General features: G+C 33.0%; 15 protein-coding genes. 6 read left to right on the top strand and 9 right to left on the bottom strand.

Features of this window, described 5'->3' with window-relative positions; genetic code table 11:
* Window position 1 precedes the first annotated feature (1 nt).
* From ACNFIH_RS20195 to ACNFIH_RS20180, 4 genes are all read right to left on the bottom strand, one after another.
* Window positions 2-793 (bottom strand): (Fe-S)-binding protein, encoded by a 792-nt coding sequence (locus tag ACNFIH_RS20195; protein WP_155101722.1) that lies wholly within the window; start codon window positions 791-793, stop codon window positions 2-4.
* A 128-nt stretch (window positions 794-921) separates the two neighbouring features.
* Window positions 922-2,259 carry a 4Fe-4S dicluster domain-containing protein gene (locus ACNFIH_RS20190; protein WP_426484519.1) on the bottom strand — a complete coding sequence of 446 codons (1,338 nt, stop codon included), beginning with the start codon at window positions 2,257-2,259 and terminating at the stop codon, window positions 922-924.
* Between the two features lie 6 nt (window positions 2,260-2,265).
* Entirely contained in the window at window positions 2,266-3,231 is a 966-nt protein-coding gene (locus ACNFIH_RS20185; RefSeq protein ID WP_426484518.1) for an MlaD family protein, read from the bottom strand.
* 50 nt (window positions 3,232-3,281) lie between these two features.
* On the bottom strand, window positions 3,282-4,409 hold the full coding sequence (locus ACNFIH_RS20180) for an N-acetylmuramoyl-L-alanine amidase family protein (RefSeq protein WP_142450839.1): 1,128 nt from the start codon (window positions 4,407-4,409) through the stop codon (window positions 3,282-3,284).
* A gap of 82 nt (window positions 4,410-4,491) precedes the next feature.
* Between ACNFIH_RS20180 and ACNFIH_RS20175 the strand changes: the two genes are divergently transcribed.
* A complete protein-coding gene (locus tag ACNFIH_RS20175; RefSeq protein WP_426484517.1) occupies window positions 4,492-7,236 on the top strand; it encodes a putative LPS assembly protein LptD in 2,745 nt (914 codons plus the stop codon).
* A gap of 28 nt (window positions 7,237-7,264) precedes the next feature.
* Complete coding sequence (locus tag ACNFIH_RS20170; protein WP_035646972.1) at window positions 7,265-7,645, top strand: RidA family protein; 381 nt, start codon at window positions 7,265-7,267, stop codon at window positions 7,643-7,645.
* On the opposite strand, the gene ACNFIH_RS20165 is transcribed toward ACNFIH_RS20170, so the two are convergent.
* From ACNFIH_RS20165 to ACNFIH_RS20145, 5 genes are all read right to left on the bottom strand, one after another.
* Window positions 7,626-8,000: a methylglyoxal synthase gene (locus tag ACNFIH_RS20165; protein ID WP_111379227.1), complete on the bottom strand. Its 375-nt coding sequence runs from the start codon at window positions 7,998-8,000 to the stop codon at window positions 7,626-7,628. The two genes, ACNFIH_RS20170 and ACNFIH_RS20165, sit on opposite strands and share 20 nt — an antisense overlap.
* A 10-nt stretch (window positions 8,001-8,010) precedes the next feature.
* Entirely contained in the window at window positions 8,011-8,862 is an 852-nt protein-coding gene (locus ACNFIH_RS20160; RefSeq protein WP_035646974.1) for an N-acetylglucosamine kinase, read from the bottom strand.
* 134 nt (window positions 8,863-8,996) lie between these two features.
* Window positions 8,997-10,001, bottom strand: coding sequence for a type I glyceraldehyde-3-phosphate dehydrogenase (gene gap / locus ACNFIH_RS20155; RefSeq protein WP_026730156.1), 1,005 nt, complete (start codon window positions 9,999-10,001; stop codon window positions 8,997-8,999).
* A 92-nt stretch (window positions 10,002-10,093) separates the two neighbouring features.
* Complete coding sequence (gene pfkA, locus ACNFIH_RS20150) at window positions 10,094-11,080, bottom strand: 6-phosphofructokinase (RefSeq protein WP_426484516.1); 987 nt, start codon at window positions 11,078-11,080, stop codon at window positions 10,094-10,096.
* A 295-nt stretch (window positions 11,081-11,375) separates the two neighbouring features.
* Window positions 11,376-15,875, bottom strand: a complete 4,500-nt coding sequence (locus ACNFIH_RS20145; RefSeq protein WP_426484515.1) for a translocation/assembly module TamB domain-containing protein — start codon at window positions 15,873-15,875, stop codon at window positions 11,376-11,378.
* 194 nt (window positions 15,876-16,069) lie between these two features.
* Between ACNFIH_RS20145 and tsaD the strand changes: the two genes are divergently transcribed.
* The 4 genes from tsaD to ACNFIH_RS20125 are packed head-to-tail and all read left to right on the top strand — an operon-like array spanning window position 16,070 to window position 18,974.
* The gene (gene tsaD / locus ACNFIH_RS20140) at window positions 16,070-17,092 is read left to right on the top strand and encodes a tRNA (adenosine(37)-N6)-threonylcarbamoyltransferase complex transferase subunit TsaD (RefSeq protein WP_035646982.1); all 1,023 of its coding nucleotides are present in this window, start codon (window positions 16,070-16,072) and stop codon (window positions 17,090-17,092) included.
* A 3-nt stretch (window positions 17,093-17,095) separates the two neighbouring features.
* Window positions 17,096-17,809 (top strand): 16S rRNA (uracil(1498)-N(3))-methyltransferase, encoded by a 714-nt coding sequence (locus tag ACNFIH_RS20135; protein ID WP_426484514.1) that lies wholly within the window; start codon window positions 17,096-17,098, stop codon window positions 17,807-17,809.
* 17 nt (window positions 17,810-17,826) lie between these two features.
* Entirely contained in the window at window positions 17,827-18,465 is a 639-nt protein-coding gene (locus tag ACNFIH_RS20130; protein WP_426484513.1) for a DUF4159 domain-containing protein, read from the top strand.
* Window positions 18,466-18,476: 11 nt separating this feature from the next.
* Window positions 18,477-18,974: a TrmH family RNA methyltransferase gene (locus ACNFIH_RS20125; RefSeq protein WP_426484512.1), complete on the top strand. Its 498-nt coding sequence runs from the start codon at window positions 18,477-18,479 to the stop codon at window positions 18,972-18,974.
* The last annotated feature ends 253 nt before the right edge of the window (window positions 18,975-19,227 follow it).

Genomic DNA, 19,227 nt, shown 5'->3' with positions numbered 1-19,227 from the left:
ATTATAAATCTTGCGCATTTGCAATTAATTCTGCAATATCAAGCACTTTAACCTGACCTTCTTTTTCTTGATGTTTGATACCATCCGTCAACATTGTATTACAAAAAGGGCAACCTGCAGCAATAATATCTGGTTTCGTTTCCAATGCATCTTCAGTGCGCAAAACATTTACTTCTTTGTTACCAGGCTCAGCATCTTTAAACATTTGCGCTCCACCAGCTCCACAACATAATCCGTTTGCTTTAGAACGCTTCATTTCAACTAATTCAACATCTAATTTCTGAATTAATTCTCTTGGTGCTTCGTAAACTTTATTCGCTCTTCCTAAATAACACGGATCGTGAAAAGTGATCTTCTTTCCTTTAAACTGACCGCCTTCAACAGTCAATCTTCCATCATCAATTAATGACTTTAAAAACTCTGTATGATGAATAACTTCATAGTTTCCGCCTAATTCAGGATATTCATTTTTCAGAGTATTAAAACAATGCGGACAAGCCGTAACAATCTTTTTTGCTTCGTATGCATTTAAAACCTCGATATTCATCATGGCTTGCATTTGAAACAAAAATTCGTTTCCAGCACGTTTTGCAGGATCTCCGGTACAACTCTCTTCAGTACCTAAAACTGCAAATGAAACATTAGTACGATTCAAAATACGTACAAATGCTTTTGTAATTTTTTTTGCTCTATCATCAAAACTTCCTGCGCAACCAACCCAAAATAAAACTTCTGGCTGTGTTCCTTGGGCTAGCATTTCAGCCATTGTTGGCACTACTAAACTTTCTGACATTTCTCTCACTTTTGTTAAATCGGTTAATCGTTTATTTGGTTAATCGTACTCTTTGCCATAACCTTACCAAAAACCTTAAATATTTTCAAATCGATTAAACGGTTACACAAATAACCGATTAAACTTTTTTAATTCTCGTTTTTCCAATTCAAACGGTCCTGCTGACTGTATTGCCATGGCGCACCATTGTTTTCGATATTAGTCATCATTGCGTTTAGCGACATTGGTGCAGCACTTTGCTCCATCACTAAATAACGACGCATATCCATAATAATAGAAAGCGGACTAATATTTACCGGACATTCTTCTACACAAGCGTTGCATGATGTACAAGCCCACAATTCTTCTGGTGTAATATAATCGTTTAATAATGTCTTATTATCTGGAACAAAAACACCTTTATTTGCATCTATATTTTTTCCAACTTCCGTCAGACGGTCTCTTGTATCCATCATAATTTTACGAGGAGACAATTTTTTACCTGTTTGATTTGCAGGACAAGACGAAGTACAACGTCCGCACTCTGTACATGTATAAGCATTTAAAAGCTGTACCCAGTTTAAATCCTGAACGTCGCTTGCTCCAAATTTAGCCGGAGCAGCATTTTCATCAACTGGAGCTGCTGCAAACGGATCAGCATTTGGATCCATCATTAACTTCACTTCTTTTGTAACCGATTCTAAATTATCAAACTGACCTTCTGGTTTCAAGTTTGCAAAATAAGTATTTGGGAATGCCAAAAGAATATGCAAATGTTTTGAGAAGTACAAATAGTTCATGAAAACTAAAATACCAACGATATGAAGCCACCAAAATACCTCAAATAAAAGTCCTACCAATTCATTAGATGTACCATTAAAAATTGGTGCTATAAATTGGCTTATTGGATAACTTCCTGCTTTATGAAAATGAGAATATCCACCTGGAACATTCTGCAAATGCAAATCAGAAGCATTCATCAATAAAAACAGAATCATTAAAACGGTTTCGAAATACAAAATATAATTCGCATCGCTTTTAGGAAATCCGTTCAAATCATTACTTATAAAACGCTTTAAGCGAATTACATTTCTTCTGATCCAAAAAGTGACAACTGCAATAATTACAAGCATTGCCAATATTTCAAATGAAGCAATTAAAACATCATAAACAACTCCTAAATAAGGAGCAAAAATTCTATGTGTCCCGAAAAGCCCATCAATAATAATTTCAAGCAATTCGATGTTAATAATTACAAAACCAACATATACAAAAATATGAAGTATTCCGGCAACAGGGCGTCTCACCATTTTTGATTGCCCAAGAGCGATCAATGCCATGTTTTTCCAACGAGCTTTAGGATTATCTTTTCGATCTACATCAACTCCCAAATTAATGTTGCGGATGATTTTTTTTACGCTCGCTGTAAAAAAACCAAAACCAACTATAAGAAGTATGGCAAATAAAATATTATCTAAATAACTCATTTATAATTATTTTTTATCGGTTGAGTTTGTTTGTTCTGTTGGTGCTACGTAAGGTTTATTTTTCTTTCCAAAAAGGGAAACATTTACATAACGAGTTGGGTAAAGACGAACGTCTTGCAACAGTAATTCTAATTCTTTTGAAGTTTTAGCTAAATTATTATATAATGCATCGTCATTTAATAATTTACCAGCTGTGCCTTTTCCTGAATTCAAATTCGTCATTAAACCATCTACTTTAGCTAAAGTCTGATTTAAGCTTCGTACTGTTTTTCCTAAATCGGCTTTATTTAATGAGTCAGATATTTTATTAAAGTTGCTTGACATTTTATTTAAATTAGTCACAACACCATTAATTTGACCTTTATTAGTATCCAAGATAGAGTTAAGAGTTCCTGAAGCTTTGTGAAACTGCTCCATTGTCTGGCTTAATTCAGCAATTGTTTTCTTTAAATTTTCTTGTGTATTTTTATCTAAAGTATTATTTAATCCAGTAACCAGATTATCAATATTCACAAGCATTTTGTCTAATTTAGCCTGAATTGGTTCAAGTTTTCCTCCTAAAGATTCTGTCAAACCAAGCTCAACAGTTCCATTCAATGTCTGACCTTCCGCTGCTGGATCTTTATCAGTTAAATTTGGCACAATTTTAATTTGTTTTCCGCCAATTAAACTTGGAGAATACAAAGCTGCTGTACTTGTTTTAGAAATTGGAAAATCAGTTTTAAGCTGAAGCTCTACTAATAATTTTCCTGTTGTTTCATTGAGTGTGATTTTATTTACTTTACCAATTGCAAGTCCGTTAATGGTAACTGGAGCTGATGGTGCCAAATCCTCAACATTATCATACTCAACAAATAATGTTTTGTAATTTGTAAAAAGATCTCTGCCTTTTAAAAAACTGTAGCCCCAAATAAATAATAAAATTGACGCGATGACTAAAATAGCCGTTTTAATTTCTCTTGTTAGTTTCAAAATTCTAAGTGTTTGTACAAAATTAATATAAATATTCGAACTTGTGACTATTATTTAGTAGCGTCTTGAATACTGATTTTTTCTCCATCTTTAGTTGCAGTTAAAAATGCAGCGCCATATCCTTTACTCTTAGCTTCTTGCAAAAATTTCTTCGCTGCTTCATAATCCGAAGTTTCCTGATAAAAATATTTATAAACATTATTTTCGTAAAGCATTGTTACATTTTTTAAACCTTTGAAATTTTTAGGTTCTAATGTAGTCTTTTTGATACTAGCAATAAGCTGTACTTTATAAAATGTTCCTTTTACCGCATTTTTTGCTGCTGCAGATGGTTCAGCAGGTTTAGCTTTTTTTGGAGTTGAAGTATCTTTCGCAGGTCTGACATCTGACATTTCAGGAATTCCAGAACCAAAATATTCGCTTTTATAACTCAAAATAGCATCTGCAATCGCTTTTGCAATATCATTTTGCCCTTCTTCTGAATTCAGAATATTTCCTTCTGTAGGGTTTGAAACGAAACCTGTTTCCACTAAAACTCTCGGCATATATGCTTTATGAAGTACCATAAACGGCGCTTGTTTTACACCACCTTGTCTTAGTTTTTTTCCAAGTCGATCAAAATTATCTTCGATTTTTGTAGCCAAAGAAATACTGTTATCCAAATATTCTTCTTGCATCAATGTCATTCCGATCATTGATTCTGGTGAATTCGGATCGTAACCTTCATATTTACGCTTATAATCTTTTTCTAATGTAATTACCGAGTTCTCTTTTTTCGCCGCCTCAAGATTCGATGCAACTTTACTCAAACCCATTACATACGTTTCTGTTCCGTCAGCTGCCGTATTTTTATTGGCATTACAGTGAATTGACACAAAAATATTGGAATTAGCTCTGTTTGCAATGTTAGCTCTTTCAACCAAATCAATAAAAACATCCGTTTTACGCGTATAAATCACATCAACATTTGGACTTGATTCTAATATTTTCCCAACTTTTAGCACAATTGCCAAGGCAATATTTTTTTCTATTCGGCCACTGTAAACAGCTCCAAAGTCATGATCACCATGTCCGGCATCAAGTGTTACTTTAAAAACATTTGCCTGACTGTAAGCACAAAACGAAATTATAGTTAGAAAAAAACTAAATAATAGCCTAGTTTTGTTAAATATATTCATAAATCTAAAAGTTAATTTTAATAATTTGCAACTGTTATAATTTTCGCAATTGATTATTTTTGCCAAAAAATTATATGTAGTTTTGACATGTCAAAAAACAAGCCATACTTTTACAAAAATAGCATTTAAACCTTTGCACACAAACTTATTTAATATCGTTTTAATATCATTTTTCCTAACACTAGGATGTGGTAAAGTATATTCACAAGATATAAAAAGCCCAAAAAAACCGTTACCAACTGTAAAACAAACAGATAAAGGTTCAACTGCAAAAACTGATGCAGCAAAACAAAAAGATCAATCTGTAGCGACAAAAGTTGATACTGTAAAAATAGATAGTATCAAGCCTGCAAAGACTTTTCTTGATGGAAAAGTGAAATACAAGGCAAAAGATTATGCAACAATTGACAAAAAAAAGAAACAGCTTACCTTATATAATGAAGCCGAACTCTACTATAAAGATGTAGAATTAAAATCTGGAATCATTGTTTTGGATTATGGAAAAGATGAAGTTTATGCCGGAAGAATAAAAGATTCGGCAGGAGTTTTAACTCAGTATCCAAATTTCAAACAAGGATCAAATGAAGTACAACCAGATTCGATTCGTTTTAATTTCAAGACTAAAAAAGCCTTAATTTTCAATTCCAGAACAGAGCAAGGTGAATTCAAAATTAAAGCTGCGGTTACTAAAAAAGAAAACGATTCGGTTTACTTTTTAAGAGGCGCACGTTTCACAACTTCAACAGATGTAGACAACCCAGAATATTACTTCCAAACAAACAAAGTGAAATTTGTTCCTGGAAAAAAGGTGGTAACCGGCTTAACTAATATGGTTATTGCAGATGTTCCTACTCCACTAGCTTTACCGTTTGCTTATTTCCCAATGAGCCAAGAAAAAAGTGTTTCAGGGATTATCTTACCAAGTTATAACGACTCAAACACAAGAGGTTTCTCCCTTCAAAATGGAGGATATTATTTTGCTTTAAGCGATAATTACGACTTGACTGTTTTAGGAGATTATTATACCAACGGAAGTTACGCTTTGCGTTTTGAATCGGCGTATGCCACGAGATATAAATACAGAGGAAATATCAATGTTCGTTTTGAGAATTTAATCAGCAGCGAACGAGGTTATCCTGATTATTCGAAACAAAAAATCTACAACATTCAGTGGTCGCACTCAAAAGATACTAAATCCAATCCAAATTCAACTTTTTCTGCATCGGTGAACATGGGTAGTAGTAAGTATTTTAAGCAATCGATCAATCAGGCGAATATTGGTTCTAATTTGAACAACACATTAAGTTCATCTATTTCATGGAATAAGACTTTTAATACGATTCCGCAAGCCAGAATAGCATTAACAGCCACACATTCGCAAAACACCCAAACCGAAGTCATTAACATGACTTTGCCATCACTTCAAGCAAGTATTGACCGTATTTATCCTTTTGTTGGAAAAGACGGAGTGAAAAAAGGTTTCATAAAAAACATCAATTTACAATATAATTTAAGCGGGAAAAATAGTTTTGTAACTACTGATTCTTTATTCTTTAAGCCACAAATGTTTAGAGATGCTCAAATTGGAATGCAGCATACAATTCCGTTAAGTACTAACTTTAAACTTTTCAAATATTTTAGTGCTGGAATGTCAACTAATTACCAGGAAACATGGGTAACTAAAACAATCAGCCGAAGCTACAACGTAGACCAAAGCAAAGTTGTGGACACACCTGTAAATGGTTTTGATGCTTTTAGAACATATAATTTCAGTTCAAATTTAGGAACAACAATTTACGGAACATTCAATTTTGGTGCAGATAAAAAAATTCAATCGATTCGTCACGTCATGCGTCCGTCTATTACCTACGCCTATACACCAAGTTTTGAAAAATACTACGATACTTATGCTGTAGATGCTTCTGGCCGAATTACAACTGAATACACCCGTTTTGAAAATGGTGTTTACGGAGCTCCAGGAAAAGAAAATTCCAATGTTGTAGGCTTTGCATTAAGCAATACTTTTGAAGCAAAAGTAAGAGACCGTGACAGCACAAAAACGGAACCTAAAAAAATAATGTTGTTAAACAACTTAAACTTCAGCACGAGCTACAATTTTAATGCCGACGGAAAACAAGTTCTTGCCTGGCAGCCTGTCCTTGTATCAGGAGGAACACAGTTTTTTGACAATAAACTGAATATGAATTTTGGTGCTACTTTAGATCCTTATGCAATTGACAATTCAGGAACAAGAATTGATAAATATAATATTGATAACGGAGGAAGTTTATTTAGAATGACAAGTGCCAATGTTACTTTAAACTATTCGTTTTCTAATAAAGGCGGAGACAAAGAAAAAACGAATACGCAGAGCCAGCGGAACGGAGGTCGTAATGATGATTTATTTGGAACCAATACCGACTTAACTGATAGCAGAAACAGTCAGTTTGCCAATGAAAAAGATGACGACAAAGATGTTATATCAGAATTTTTCAATGCAAAAATTCCGTGGGATATGACAATGGCTTATTCATTAACATACTCAAATGTAAACAGAGAAAACAAAATAAGCGGAAACTCCATAATGATTTCTATCAATACCGATATTACGCCAAAATGGAAAGGCGGAGTTTCGACAGGATATGACTTTGTACAAAAAGGGATTACTTTTACTCAATTCCGTTTTGAAAGAGATTTATTAAGCTGGAGAATGGCTTTTAACTGGCAACCATTAGGAACAAATTCTAACTGGAATTTCTTTATCGGAATTAAATCTGGTATGCTTAGCGATATCAAATGGAACAAACGAAGCGTTTCAAATAGATAAACAATTTTCGAATCAAAATACTTTCATTATGAAAAAAATCATCTTTACCGAAAAAGCTCCGGCTCCAATCGGTCCGTATAATCAAGCCGTATTATCAGGAAACACACTTTATGCTTCTGGCCAAATTGCCATCAATCCAGCTTCTGGAGAACTTGTAACCGATAATATCAACGACGAAACAAAACAAGTTATGGAGAATATTGCAGCTATTTTAGAAGCTGCAGATATGACTTTTGAAAATGTTGTCAAAGCAACTATTTTCATCATGGACATGAACAACTTTGGAGCAATAAACACTGTTTACGGTTCTTATTTTAACGAAAAAACCGCTCCAGCTCGTGAAACGGTTCAAGTGGCTTGTCTGCCAAAAAATGTTAATGTAGAAATTTCTATAATTGCTGTGCAATAGCATCTAATAATAATTGTGCCGTTGCTTCATTTGTTGCCAGCGGCACATTATGCACATCACAAACGCGAATAAGCATATTGATATCAGCTTCATGTGGATGACTTGATAATGGATCTTTGAAAAAGAAAACCATCTTAGTTATTCCTTCTGCAACTCTTCCAGCAATTTGCGCATCACCACCTAACGGTCCAGAAAGCATTCTCTGTGTCTTAAATCCAGCAGCTTCAGCTTTTCCTCCGGTTGTTCCGGTACCAATCAGCCTTATTTTTTCATTGTGCAAAACAGCTTCATTTTTGATTAAAAAATCAATTAAATCCGCTTTTTTTCCGTCATGAGCAATAATTGCAATTTCCATAAATCCAGAACTATTGATTAGCAACATGATAAGCAATTAGACCGTCAATAGGCCTTCTTAAAACATTTCCTAATTTAAGCTCATATTTATCGAAAGTTTCTTGTAATTCATCTTTTAAATAAAATGCAATAGAACCCACGAAATGCACAGGAACTTCTTTACAGTTATCAAACTGCTTAATGTAGTTTTTAACGAAAGATTTCATTCCTTTGAAAATAATTTTTCTGCAGAATTCAGTGTCTTTATGTTTAATTAAAAACTTTGCATAAGTCGCTAAATAAGCATTTGGATTTGGCTCCTTGTATAATTTATTTTTAATAAAATCAGGATCAACGTCGTACTCTTTTTCAAGTTCAACAGCTAATTCTTTAGGCATTTTATTAAAATAGTACTTTCTGATTAATTCTTTTCCAAAAACATTCCCACTGCAGTCATCCATTACGATATATCCTAATGATTGTACTTTTTGATGCAATACTTTTCCATCAAAATAACTGCAATTAGATCCTGTTCCAAGGATTGAAACAATAGCTTCTTCACCTTTAGGAGTTGTTGCATAAACAGCAGCATAAGTATCTTCCTGAACATCCACGATAGCGTTAGAGAAATACTCCTGAAAGATTTGTTTCAACCATTCTTTCATTCTGTCTGTTCCGCATCCTGCTCCGTAGAAGAACAAATGTGAAGCATTTTTTTTATTTTGCAAAATATCAAAACGGTCGTTTAATCTTTCGATGATTTCCGGACCATCAAGAATTTCAGGGTTCAAACCTAAAGTTTGTGTCGTGAATAATACTTTTCCATTATCATCAATTGCAATCCAATCTGCCTTAGTAGATCCACTATCAACTATTAATTTCATTTTATTTTTTTGTTTTTTGAGTTAGTTTTTCTTCATTTAAATAAAAAGTGTATTTTTTACATTAATTAAAGACGTAACAAAATAAGAAAATCCCGTTACTTGGAGATAACGGGATTTTGCAAAAATATATAATATTATTTTAAACCTGCGATATGCACAGATAAATCAATCAATTTGCTTGAGTATCCGTACTCATTATCGTACCAAGATACTAATTTGAAGAACGTTGAATTCAAACCAATTCCTGCAGTAGCATCAACGATTGAAGTTCTTTTATCAGAAATAAAATCTTGAGAAACAACTGCATCTTCAGTATATCCTAAGATACCTTTCAATTCGTTTTCAGAAGCTTTTTTCAATACAGCCATAATTTCTTCATAAGAAGTTTCTTTAGCCAATTTCACAGTTAAATCTACTGTAGAAACGTCAGCAGTAGGAACACGGAAAGCCATACCTGTTAATTTACCATTCAAAGATGGAATTACTTTTCCAACCGCTTTAGCAGCACCTGTTGAAGAAGGAATGATATTGATTGCAGCAGCACGTCCACCTCTCCAGTCTTTTCTAGAAGGTCCGTCAGCTGTCATTTGAGTTGAAGTTGTTGCGTGAACAGTTGTCATTAAACCTTCAACAATTCCGAAATTATCGTTGATAACTTTAGCTAATGGAGCTAAACAGTTTGTAGTACAAGAAGCATTAGAAACAACTAAATCAGAAGCTTTTGCAGTTTCGTGGTTTACTCCCATTACAAACATTGGAGCATCAGCAGATGGAGCAGAAATGATAACTTTTTTAGCTCCTCCTTTTAAGTGCTCGCTTGCAGTTTCGATAGTTGTGAAGATACCAGTACATTCAGCAACTACATCAACATCTACTTCGTTCCATTTTAAGTCAGCTGGATTTCTTTCAGCTGTAATACGGATATTTCTTCCGTTTACATATAATTTTCCTTCTTTAACTTCAACAGTTCCGTTGAAACGACCGTGAACTGAATCATATTTTAATAAGTAAGCCAAGTGATCTACATCTAATAAATCATTGATTGCTACAACCTCTACATTATCTCTATTGAAAGACTCTCTAAAAACGATTCTTCCGATACGTCCAAATCCGTTTATTCCTAATTTTACTTTTGACATTTTACTAAATTTTTTGCTTTTGTTTTTATTACACTAATTTAAAAGTCTAATTTCCTCACAATAAACTTTCTTTCCTTTTAAACTTTTATTTATTAGGTCGACATGATGTCTGACACTCTTAACAATTCTCTATCAATTTCTGATTTTCCTTTGATTGCCTGTTCAAGCGGAGTCAAAACAACTTTATCTTCTTTTAGTCCAACCATATAATTTGATTTTCCTTCTAATAAAGATTCTACAGCTTTTACACCTAAACGGCTTGCTAAAACACGGTCAAAACAAGATGGCGAACCACCACGCTGCATGTGTCCTAAAACAGAAACTCTTACGTCATACTCAGGCAAGTTGGCTTCAACGTAATCTTTTAATTCGAATACATTTTTACCAATTTTATCGCCTTCTGCAATAACTACTATACTTGATGATTTTCCTGAAGCTTTACTTTTTTGAAGTGAGTCTAGCAATCTGTCTAAACCTAAGTCTTCTTCAGGAATAAGGATTTCTTCTGCACCTGCTCCAATTCCGGCATTTAGAGCAATATGCCCAGCATCTCTACCCATAACCTCTACAAAAAACAAACGGTTATGTGAACTTGCTGTATCTCTGATTTTATCAATAGAATCAACAACAGTATTTAAAGCTGTGTCATATCCTAATGTATAACTTGTACCATATATATCATTGTCAATGGTACCCGGAATTCCAATTACTGGAAAGTCATATTCTGAATTAAAAATTAAACCTCCGGTAAAACTTCCGTCTCCTCCAATAACCACTAGAGCATCTACTCCAGCTTTCAAAAGGTTATCGTGAGCTTTTTTTCTACCTTCTGGGGTTCTAAACTCAACTGAACGAGCTGATTTCAAAATCGTTCCACCTTTGTTTACAATATTATTTACGCTTCGAGGGCCCATTTCTTTAAAATCACCTTCGATCATTCCTTGATACCCTCTATAAATTCCTATGCATTCTATATTATGATAAGCGCATGTTCGAACAACTGATCGTATTGCGGCATTCATTCCTGGTGAGTCTCCTCCCGAAGTAAGAACACCAACTTTTTTTATTGTTTTTGGCATTATTTAAGTATTAAGTTGTAAAATTAGCAAACATTCGGCACTTTTCAGGCTATGTTTATCATAAATTAATAAAATATGTTAAATTCAAACGTTTTCGTTAATAAGTTTTTTGGTGGCAAAAAATTCATTTAAAATAATAAAAGGCGCTTATTTTAATTAAATCCTTAAAATTAACAATACATAAATGAAGTGTTATAAAATTACGAAGTGCCTTCATTTGAAAAAAATGTTTAAATCTTTAAATTTAAGCATAAAAAAAACCATTACGAGAATAATGGCTTTTTTTAACAATATCTTAAAAATCATCGTTATCAGGAATTAATCCTTGATTATTGTTTACGGGTGGAGGTTTCTTCTCTTCTTCTTTTTTCTCAGGTTTCTTTTTATTCTTGTCAGCATCCTTTTTATTGGTAAAATTGATGTAATCTGGATTTAAATACGAATCCTGAACATCATCTGAAGAACCTTTTATTGTACGCTCTAATTTATGGCTTTTGAAAAGCTTGTTTACCAGCTCACTGAATGTATCAAAATCGACTTCATACGAAATACCGACACCTTGTGTATAACCAATTCCTTGTCCTATATAATTAATGTCGTTTTCTTTGTTAAACAACCTAAGATTCATTGAACCGTCTTCATTAACTCGATAAAGGATTTCAATATCTCCAACAATAGCCGATTCATTTACTCCTCCTACCGGAACTCCGACTTTTCCGTTGATGGAAATTTTTTCATTAATCTGTGATGATATATTAGCCACAAACTGACCATCGGCTTCCTGACCAATTCGTTTGTCTGCAGAAATAAAATTCAAGTCAATATTTACTTTATCATTATCAGATTTGATAATACCGCCTAACAAACTTGCTGCAGTTTCTGCAAATGTTCCAGATAAATCACTTTGATTAAATCCATCCGGACTCATAAACGAACCTGTCGAAAGCAAATACAAAGCCTGTGTCTGACGAACATCTTTATCGTCCAGTTTGTATTGTATTTCCGACTTTAAAACACTACTTACGGATGGAAACTGAATATCAAAATTAGGATCAGGACTTGTTAAATCTCCCCTTAACCCAATAACAACTTCAACTGGCACTTTTTTATTGAACGAAGAATTCTCCAATAATACAGCTGGATTTGCAGAAGTTTTATATACGGCTTCCAAATTCAATTGTGCTTTCATTGGGTTTCCTTCCCAAATGATAGATCCTCCTTTTTTTACAGCGAATTTTTTATCAATCAAACCGCCATATTTAAAATTATAAGTTCCTTCGTATGCCTGGAAATCCCCCCACATATTAAACTTACCGAGCGTATTAATTTTAAATAGTAAAGATCCATAACCTTTACCTTTCATACCGTGACCGGAATTTCTGTCCAAGATTACTTCAACCTCTGCATCTGGTGTAATGTCAAAATCAAATTCTAATTCAAGTCCGTTGTAATTTCTCGTTTTTTCGACAATTCCATTGGCTAAATTGTATTTTTCCTTTGGCGTCACAAAATGTATCCAGCTACTTTCGGCAACGCTTTGCGCATTACTAATCGGAATCTTAATTTCTGTTCCTTTTTCAGATTTGGCATCTACTTTAATAAATAAACCTTCTGTTGGACCTTTTATACTTGCAGTTCCATTGATGAATGCAGTTCCAAAGTACGCCGCATCTTCACTATCTTTAGTATCAAGTGCCAATAATCTTTTTGAAGTAACGGTTAAATCCAGTTTCCAGTCGCCAAAATTATGATGCTCAATCGTTCCATTTAGCAAACCTTTTGTTTTGTATTTGGTATCGGTCAGCTGATTGTTTCTAAACAAGAACTTCTCATCCGTCAAATCAATTACAGTTCGATCGCTCAGCTCATAATCTGTATTTAAATAAGGAATTGTCATTCCGGCTTTTTCAACATACAACCTTCCGTTGATTTCAGGTTTTTTAAGATTCCCAACAACAGCCGCATTTCCTGAAACTGAACCACGCACATTTGAAATAACATCAACACCGACCGTTCCTAAAGTCGCCAGATTAAATCCTTCGAGCTTTAAATTCAAATCTAAAAATGTTTCTTTATTTTCAATGGCAAAAGTTCCGTTTGCTTTAAACGACTCGGTAAATCCATTCTGAATTGAAGAATTTATCGTGAATTTTTTAAAATTTTCATCTCCTGAAATATCAAAATTCAACGTTCCTAATTCGGTTTTATTCAAATTAAGATGATCAATTTTAATAGAAGCGGTAGGCTGATAAACATTCTTGTTCTGCTTATAATTTACACTCCCGTTCAAATTTCCATTAAAGACAAACTTGGAATTAAATGGCGTAATTTTATTTATATCAACATCTTCAAAATTGAGGACGAGATCTTTATAATCTGTTCCTTTAATAACTCCGTTTAAATCAATTTTCTGATTTTCGTGTGATAAGACAATATTATTAAAATTGAAATTTTTAAAATATTGATCTATAATAATCTGATTATCCTTCTCTGCATCTTCATTCAAATACCATATATAGTCTTTGAACTTCATTTCAGATTTTTTAATTCCTACGATATTATTTTTGTTTTTATCGATAGTATGAAACAAATCCAGATTGAAATAATCCTGTCCTTTATCACCTCCCTTAAACTCTGAACGAACAAATAATGTATCTTTTGCTGTTACATTGATCAAATTGAAATCACGTATTTTATAATAGGGCGTTTTGATACTATCTAACTCAACATACGCATTATAAAGTGTATTTTTATTATCTATGTTGATTCGGATATTATCAAATGTGTTTTTAGCTGCGGTTATTTTCTGAGATTTAAATCTAAATTTAAATTCCTGTAAATCTGCATCAATTTTACCGCGAACAACTGTAGATGAATCAATATTCACATCCGGATAAAGCATTTCGACAACTTTATCATAAACATGGAAGTTGAAACGAAGAAATTGTCCTTTTCGAACTTTATAAGGTTTATAATTGGTATACAAACTTCCCACTGAATTCATTACCAATTTATCCAATTGATCAAAACGGAATTTTCCAACAATTTTTCCGTTTACAACATCTGTTGAATTAACTGTTATAGTACGTAGTTTATCAGCATCAAAACTAGAATTGATTGTTACATCATCAAAAGCATACGTGTTTTTTGGATTTTTATATACGGCATCTTTGATAAAAATATTTCCTTGTAGATTTTCGATTGAATTACCAGAAACCTGAACAACTGCATCTCCATTGAAATGCGAAATAGAATCCGACACAAATCTTAATTTTCGCAAATCGGCATTTTCGACATTAATATGGAAATCATATCTATTTTCTCGTTTACTCAAATCCACTAAACCATCAAAAGTCAAATTCAAATTTGGATCATTTACAGTAACTTCACCTTTATAATAAGGCAACTTGAAATTCCCATTAACCGTTATATTATTATAGGTGTATTTATTGTAATCTAATTTTGCAATATCACCTTTTATAATCGTATTCAAATATTTCTCAGTAAAGCCAACACCATCAACATCAACATTTAAAGTTGTTTTACCAATATCTTTTCTGTCTAAAAATGCACCAATATTAAAATTATCCAATATAATATTTCCCGAATAAGATGCTTTATCGATAAAGTCCATATTATTCATATGAATATCGGCTTCACCATTTCCTAAATCTGTTACCATTTTAAATTTGGCTTCCAAATCAGTCGTTGAAACTTTTGCTTTACCAACAATATTGACTTTTCCTATTCGCTTAAGCTCTATTGGAAGTTTTTTTCCAAGCACATTTGGCAACAAAACAACAAGATTATCATAGCTGGAAATCAGTTTATCAAACTTTCCTTCCATTGAGAACTTTTGCATTTTATCGCCTAAAAGATTCTTGAAATTAATATTTCCGACAATTCTCGAACCATTGGTATCGCTCAATCTCAAGCGACGCAGATTTAAATTATTCAGAGGTCCGTTTAATTTTGTGCGGACTTTAAAATGCTGGTTTCTTCCCAATCCATCATAAAAATAACGAATATCATTTGACGCAATCGAAGCCGAATCAATTGCAACATCAAATCTAACTTTATCCGTAAAATGAAGAAAATCCTCAACTTTATAATTTAAAATAGCGTAGCCATAAATAGAAGATCTTTTAGTTTTAATGGCCAAATTTTCAATTCTAATTTGTTTTTTGGTATAACTAAATTTCCCGGCAAAATTAGAAACATACAATCCGCGATGATCCTGAAATGAAAATCTATGAATATTTGTATTTACATCTGGACCATATAATTTGAATTCACTGATATAAGCGTTCAGCTTTGTAAACTCAAGAAATTTTGGCGTTCTTTTATTTTCATCAACAACAGAAAAGAATCCATTTGTAATGTATGCATTTCGTGCAGTAAGTAAAAAATGTTTTTTTGATTTTGAAGGTTTTCCGGTTTCAAACAATTTTACAAACTTGTTGATATTGTTTTCGTCTTCGTTTTTATACGTTTTTAAATTAAAAATCAAACCAGTTAAACGAAGATCACCAAAAATCAAATCACCGTCCATCAATCTTTTGAAGCTCAAAATATCGGTCGTAATAATATCCGAAGCAATCATTACTTTTTTATGATGGTCTAAAATCAAAACATCTTTTAATTTCACACCACCAAAAATATTGATAGCCACCTTTCCTACGGTGATATTAGCCTTAAAATCTTCTCGGAGAGAATCTGTTGCGTATCTTGCAATTTTTGTTTGCACGACAGGCAAAGACAATGTGATAGCAACTGCCAACAAAAGTAGAATCAACCCAATTAGGGTTCTGGATACTATTTTCTTTACTTTTTTGATAGCTGTATTAATTTTAGTTTACTTTAAATTTATTTTGAACAGACAAAGAACGGCTGTTTTTGATAAAAATTCTTTAATTTTGGCTTCTCCTTACAGTCAAAGAAAATTAAAAATTTGATTTGTCAAATATAATTCAAAATTTGTGCCTTTATATGCAAAATTCAGAGGTTTTTATTCTTGCCATTGAAAGTTCCTGCGATGATACTGCCGCTGCAGTTTTACATAACGATAAAGTACTCTCAAATGTTGTAGCCAACCAGCTAATTCACAACCAATATGGTGGTGTTGTTCCTGAATTGGCTTCAAGAGCTCATCAACAGAACATAGTTCCGGTAATTGATGCAGCACTTCGTAAAGCAAATATACAAAAAGAACAGCTAAGCGCCATTGCTTTTACGCAAGGACCTGGCTTAATGGGATCTCTATTAGTTGGAGGTTCTTTCAGTAAATCATTATCATTGGCATTAAAAGTTCCGCTTATTGCCGTGAATCATATGCATGCTCATATTTTAGCGCATTTTATTGATGAAGATGGCTTTGATAAGCCAGAATTCCCATTTTTAGCACTAACAATTAGTGGCGGACATACACAAATCGTAAAAGTAAACAGCTTTTTTGATATGGAAATCATCGGTGAAACTACTGATGATGCTGTTGGAGAAGCTTTTGATAAAAGCGCCAAAATCCTCGGACTTCCTTATCCTGGCGGTCCTTTGATCGACAAATATGCAAAAGAAGGAAACCCGAAAGCTTTTCCTTTTACAAAACCAAAAGTTCCTGGATTGGATTTTAGTTTCTCTGGATTAAAAACAGCAATTTTGTATTTTATTCAGAAAAACAAACAGGAAAATCCAAATTTCATTGAAGAAAATCTGAATGATATTTGTGCTTCAATTCAACATACTATTATCGAAATTCTGATGGACAAACTGAAATTGGCTGTAAAAGAAACCGGAATTAAGCAAATTGCAATTGGTGGAGGAGTTTCGGCAAATTCAGGAATCAGAACTACTTTGAAAGAAGCAGAAGGCAAATATGGCTGGAAAACTTTTATTCCGAAATTTGAATATACCACAGATAATGCCGCAATGATTGGAATTGTGGGTTATCAAAAATATTTATCACAACGTTTTGAAGATGCATCTGTAGTTTCGAAAGCCCGAATTCAATTTTAAATTATGCAGTTATTTTATAATCCTGATATAGATGAAACTACCGAATCTTTTTCATTTGACAAAGAAGAAAGTCGCCATATAATAAAGGTTTTACGCAAAAAAGATTCAGACATTCTGCATGTTACCAATGGTCAGGGAATATTATTTGAAACCGAGATTACTTTGGCTTCAGACAATAAATGTATTGTAGATGTGCGTTCGATCCAGAAATTTCCAGAACCAAAATTTAATTTGCATTTGGCCGTTGCTCCAACCAAAATGAACGATCGTTTTGAATGGTTTTTAGAAAAAGCCACAGAAATTGGTATTCAGGAAATTACGCCTATATTTTGTGACCGTTCCGAAAGAAAAGCAATAAATGCAGAGCGTTTTGAAAAAATCATTCTGTCGGCAATGAAACAGTCAAATGAAACATTTTTGCCTAAATTAAATCCAGCGATTTCGTTTAAAGAATTTGTCAAACAAAAAAATACAGGTTTGCAATTCATAGCTCATTGCGAAGAAACCGACAAAAGATCACTGAAAGAAGCGCTTAAACCAAATGAGAATGTAACATTATTAATTGGCCCGGAAGGTGATTTCTCTGAAAAAGAAATAGCTTTAGCTTTAGAAAATAACTTTCAGCCGGTTGCTTTAGGAAATACACGTTTACGAACTGAAACAGCAGCAGTTGTGGCTTGTCACAGTGTTGTTTTTTTTAATGAAATTTCAAATTAACAGAAGCTTTATTTAATATGAAGAAAATATTTTACTTGATTTTATTGGTTTCTGTTTCCTCATTTTCGCAAGAAATCGCTTTGTTGAAATATAGTGGCGGAGGTGATTGGTATGCAAATCCAACTTCATTGCCTAATTTGATTCGTTTTTGTAATTCGAACATCAATACACGTATTAAAGCAAAACCTTCAACTGTTGAACCAAGTAATCCTGATCTTCTGTCCTACCCTTTTGTGCATATGACCGGACACGGAAATGTAGTTTTCAGTGATGCTGATGTAACCAATCTGAGAAATTATTTGACTTCTGGTGGTTTTCTTCATATTGATGACAATTATGGAATGGATCAATATATTCGAAAAGAAATCAAAAAAATATTTCCAAATAATGATTTATTGGAAATTCCGGCCAATCATCCTATTTTTCAAAAACCATTTCCTTTCCCGAATGGATTACCAAAAATCCATGAGCACGATGGTACACGCGCACAAGCATTTGGAATTTTTGTCGAAAACAAATTAGTGCTTTTATACACCTACGAATGTGATTTAGGTGACGGCTGGGAAGATCCCGAAGTTCACAATGATCCAGCAAATGTTCGCGATAAAGCTTTGAAAATGGGTGCCAACATTATCAATTATATTTTTACCAATTAATTACAACTAAAGTGCAGCTTACTCACGAAGAAAATCAATTTGAAAGAAGGACGTTTCCAATAACATTAATCTGCGATCATATTTATTTTCAGCAGAATATTGGTTCTCTTTTCAGAATAAGCGAAGCTTTTGGAGTTGAAAATATTGTCTTTTTTGGAAAAGATATTCCGCTGACACCTCGCAAAATCAATAAAACTTCACGAAGTACACATCTTCATGTACCGCATATTGTCATTGAAGAGTTTTCTGAACTTCATTCTTTCCTTTCGGATAATAATTTTGAAATTATTTCATTAGAAATTGCATCTAACAGCAAACCTCTTAAAGAAGTAATTATTCCTGAAAATCAAAAAATTGCGCTTATAATTGGAAGTGAAATAAACGGAATTTCAGACGAGCTTTTAAAAATTTCGCACCAAATTGTACATATAAATATGTTTGGAAAAAATTCTAGTATGAATGTTGTGCAAGCTGCAAGTATTGCACTTTACGAGATTACTTCTTTATAAAAAATTCTTTTTTTGAAACATTCTATCTTTTTTTCACCTATTTAATTGTTCATTTATTTCGATAAACAACAGATAATCACGATAAAATGCACTTAAAAAAATCAAAAGAAAGAAAAAGATTACTAAAGTTTTTTACTAAACTTTTGTAGGAATCAGTATTTGTAAGGGGTTGTAAAATTTCTCACAAAATAATCTTTGTAATATTTTTCTACAATATTTTTTTGTTATAAAATTGCGTTATAATTAACCAAAA

The organism is Flavobacterium sp. 2, from assembly GCF_049949195.1.
Classification (GTDB): Bacteria; Bacteroidota; Bacteroidia; order Flavobacteriales; family Flavobacteriaceae; genus Flavobacterium.
This window is presented reverse-complemented; position numbering and strand designations above follow the sequence as displayed.

Coding starts and splice junctions, on each gene's coding strand:
- ACNFIH_RS20195 (WP_155101722.1), bottom strand. CDS start 793: ATGTCAGAAAGTTTAGTAGTGCCAACAATGGCTGAAATGCTAGCCCAA.
- ACNFIH_RS20190 (WP_426484519.1), bottom strand. CDS start 2,259: ATGAGTTATTTAGATAATATTTTATTTGCCATACTTCTTATAGTTGGT.
- ACNFIH_RS20180 (WP_142450839.1), bottom strand. CDS start 4,409: ATGAATATATTTAACAAAACTAGGCTATTATTTAGTTTTTTTCTAACT.
- ACNFIH_RS20170 (WP_035646972.1), top strand. CDS start 7,265: ATGAAAAAAATCATCTTTACCGAAAAAGCTCCGGCTCCAATCGGTCCG.
- ACNFIH_RS20165 (WP_111379227.1), bottom strand. CDS start 8,000: ATGGAAATTGCAATTATTGCTCATGACGGAAAAAAAGCGGATTTAATT.
- ACNFIH_RS20160 (WP_035646974.1), bottom strand. CDS start 8,862: ATGAAATTAATAGTTGATAGTGGATCTACTAAGGCAGATTGGATTGCA.
- gap (WP_026730156.1), bottom strand. CDS start 10,001: ATGTCAAAAGTAAAATTAGGAATAAACGGATTTGGACGTATCGGAAGA.
- pfkA (WP_426484516.1), bottom strand. CDS start 11,080: ATGCCAAAAACAATAAAAAAAGTTGGTGTTCTTACTTCGGGAGGAGAC.
- tsaD (WP_035646982.1), top strand. CDS start 16,070: ATGCAAAATTCAGAGGTTTTTATTCTTGCCATTGAAAGTTCCTGCGAT.
- ACNFIH_RS20135 (WP_426484514.1), top strand. CDS start 17,096: ATGCAGTTATTTTATAATCCTGATATAGATGAAACTACCGAATCTTTT.
- ACNFIH_RS20130 (WP_426484513.1), top strand. CDS start 17,827: ATGAAGAAAATATTTTACTTGATTTTATTGGTTTCTGTTTCCTCATTT.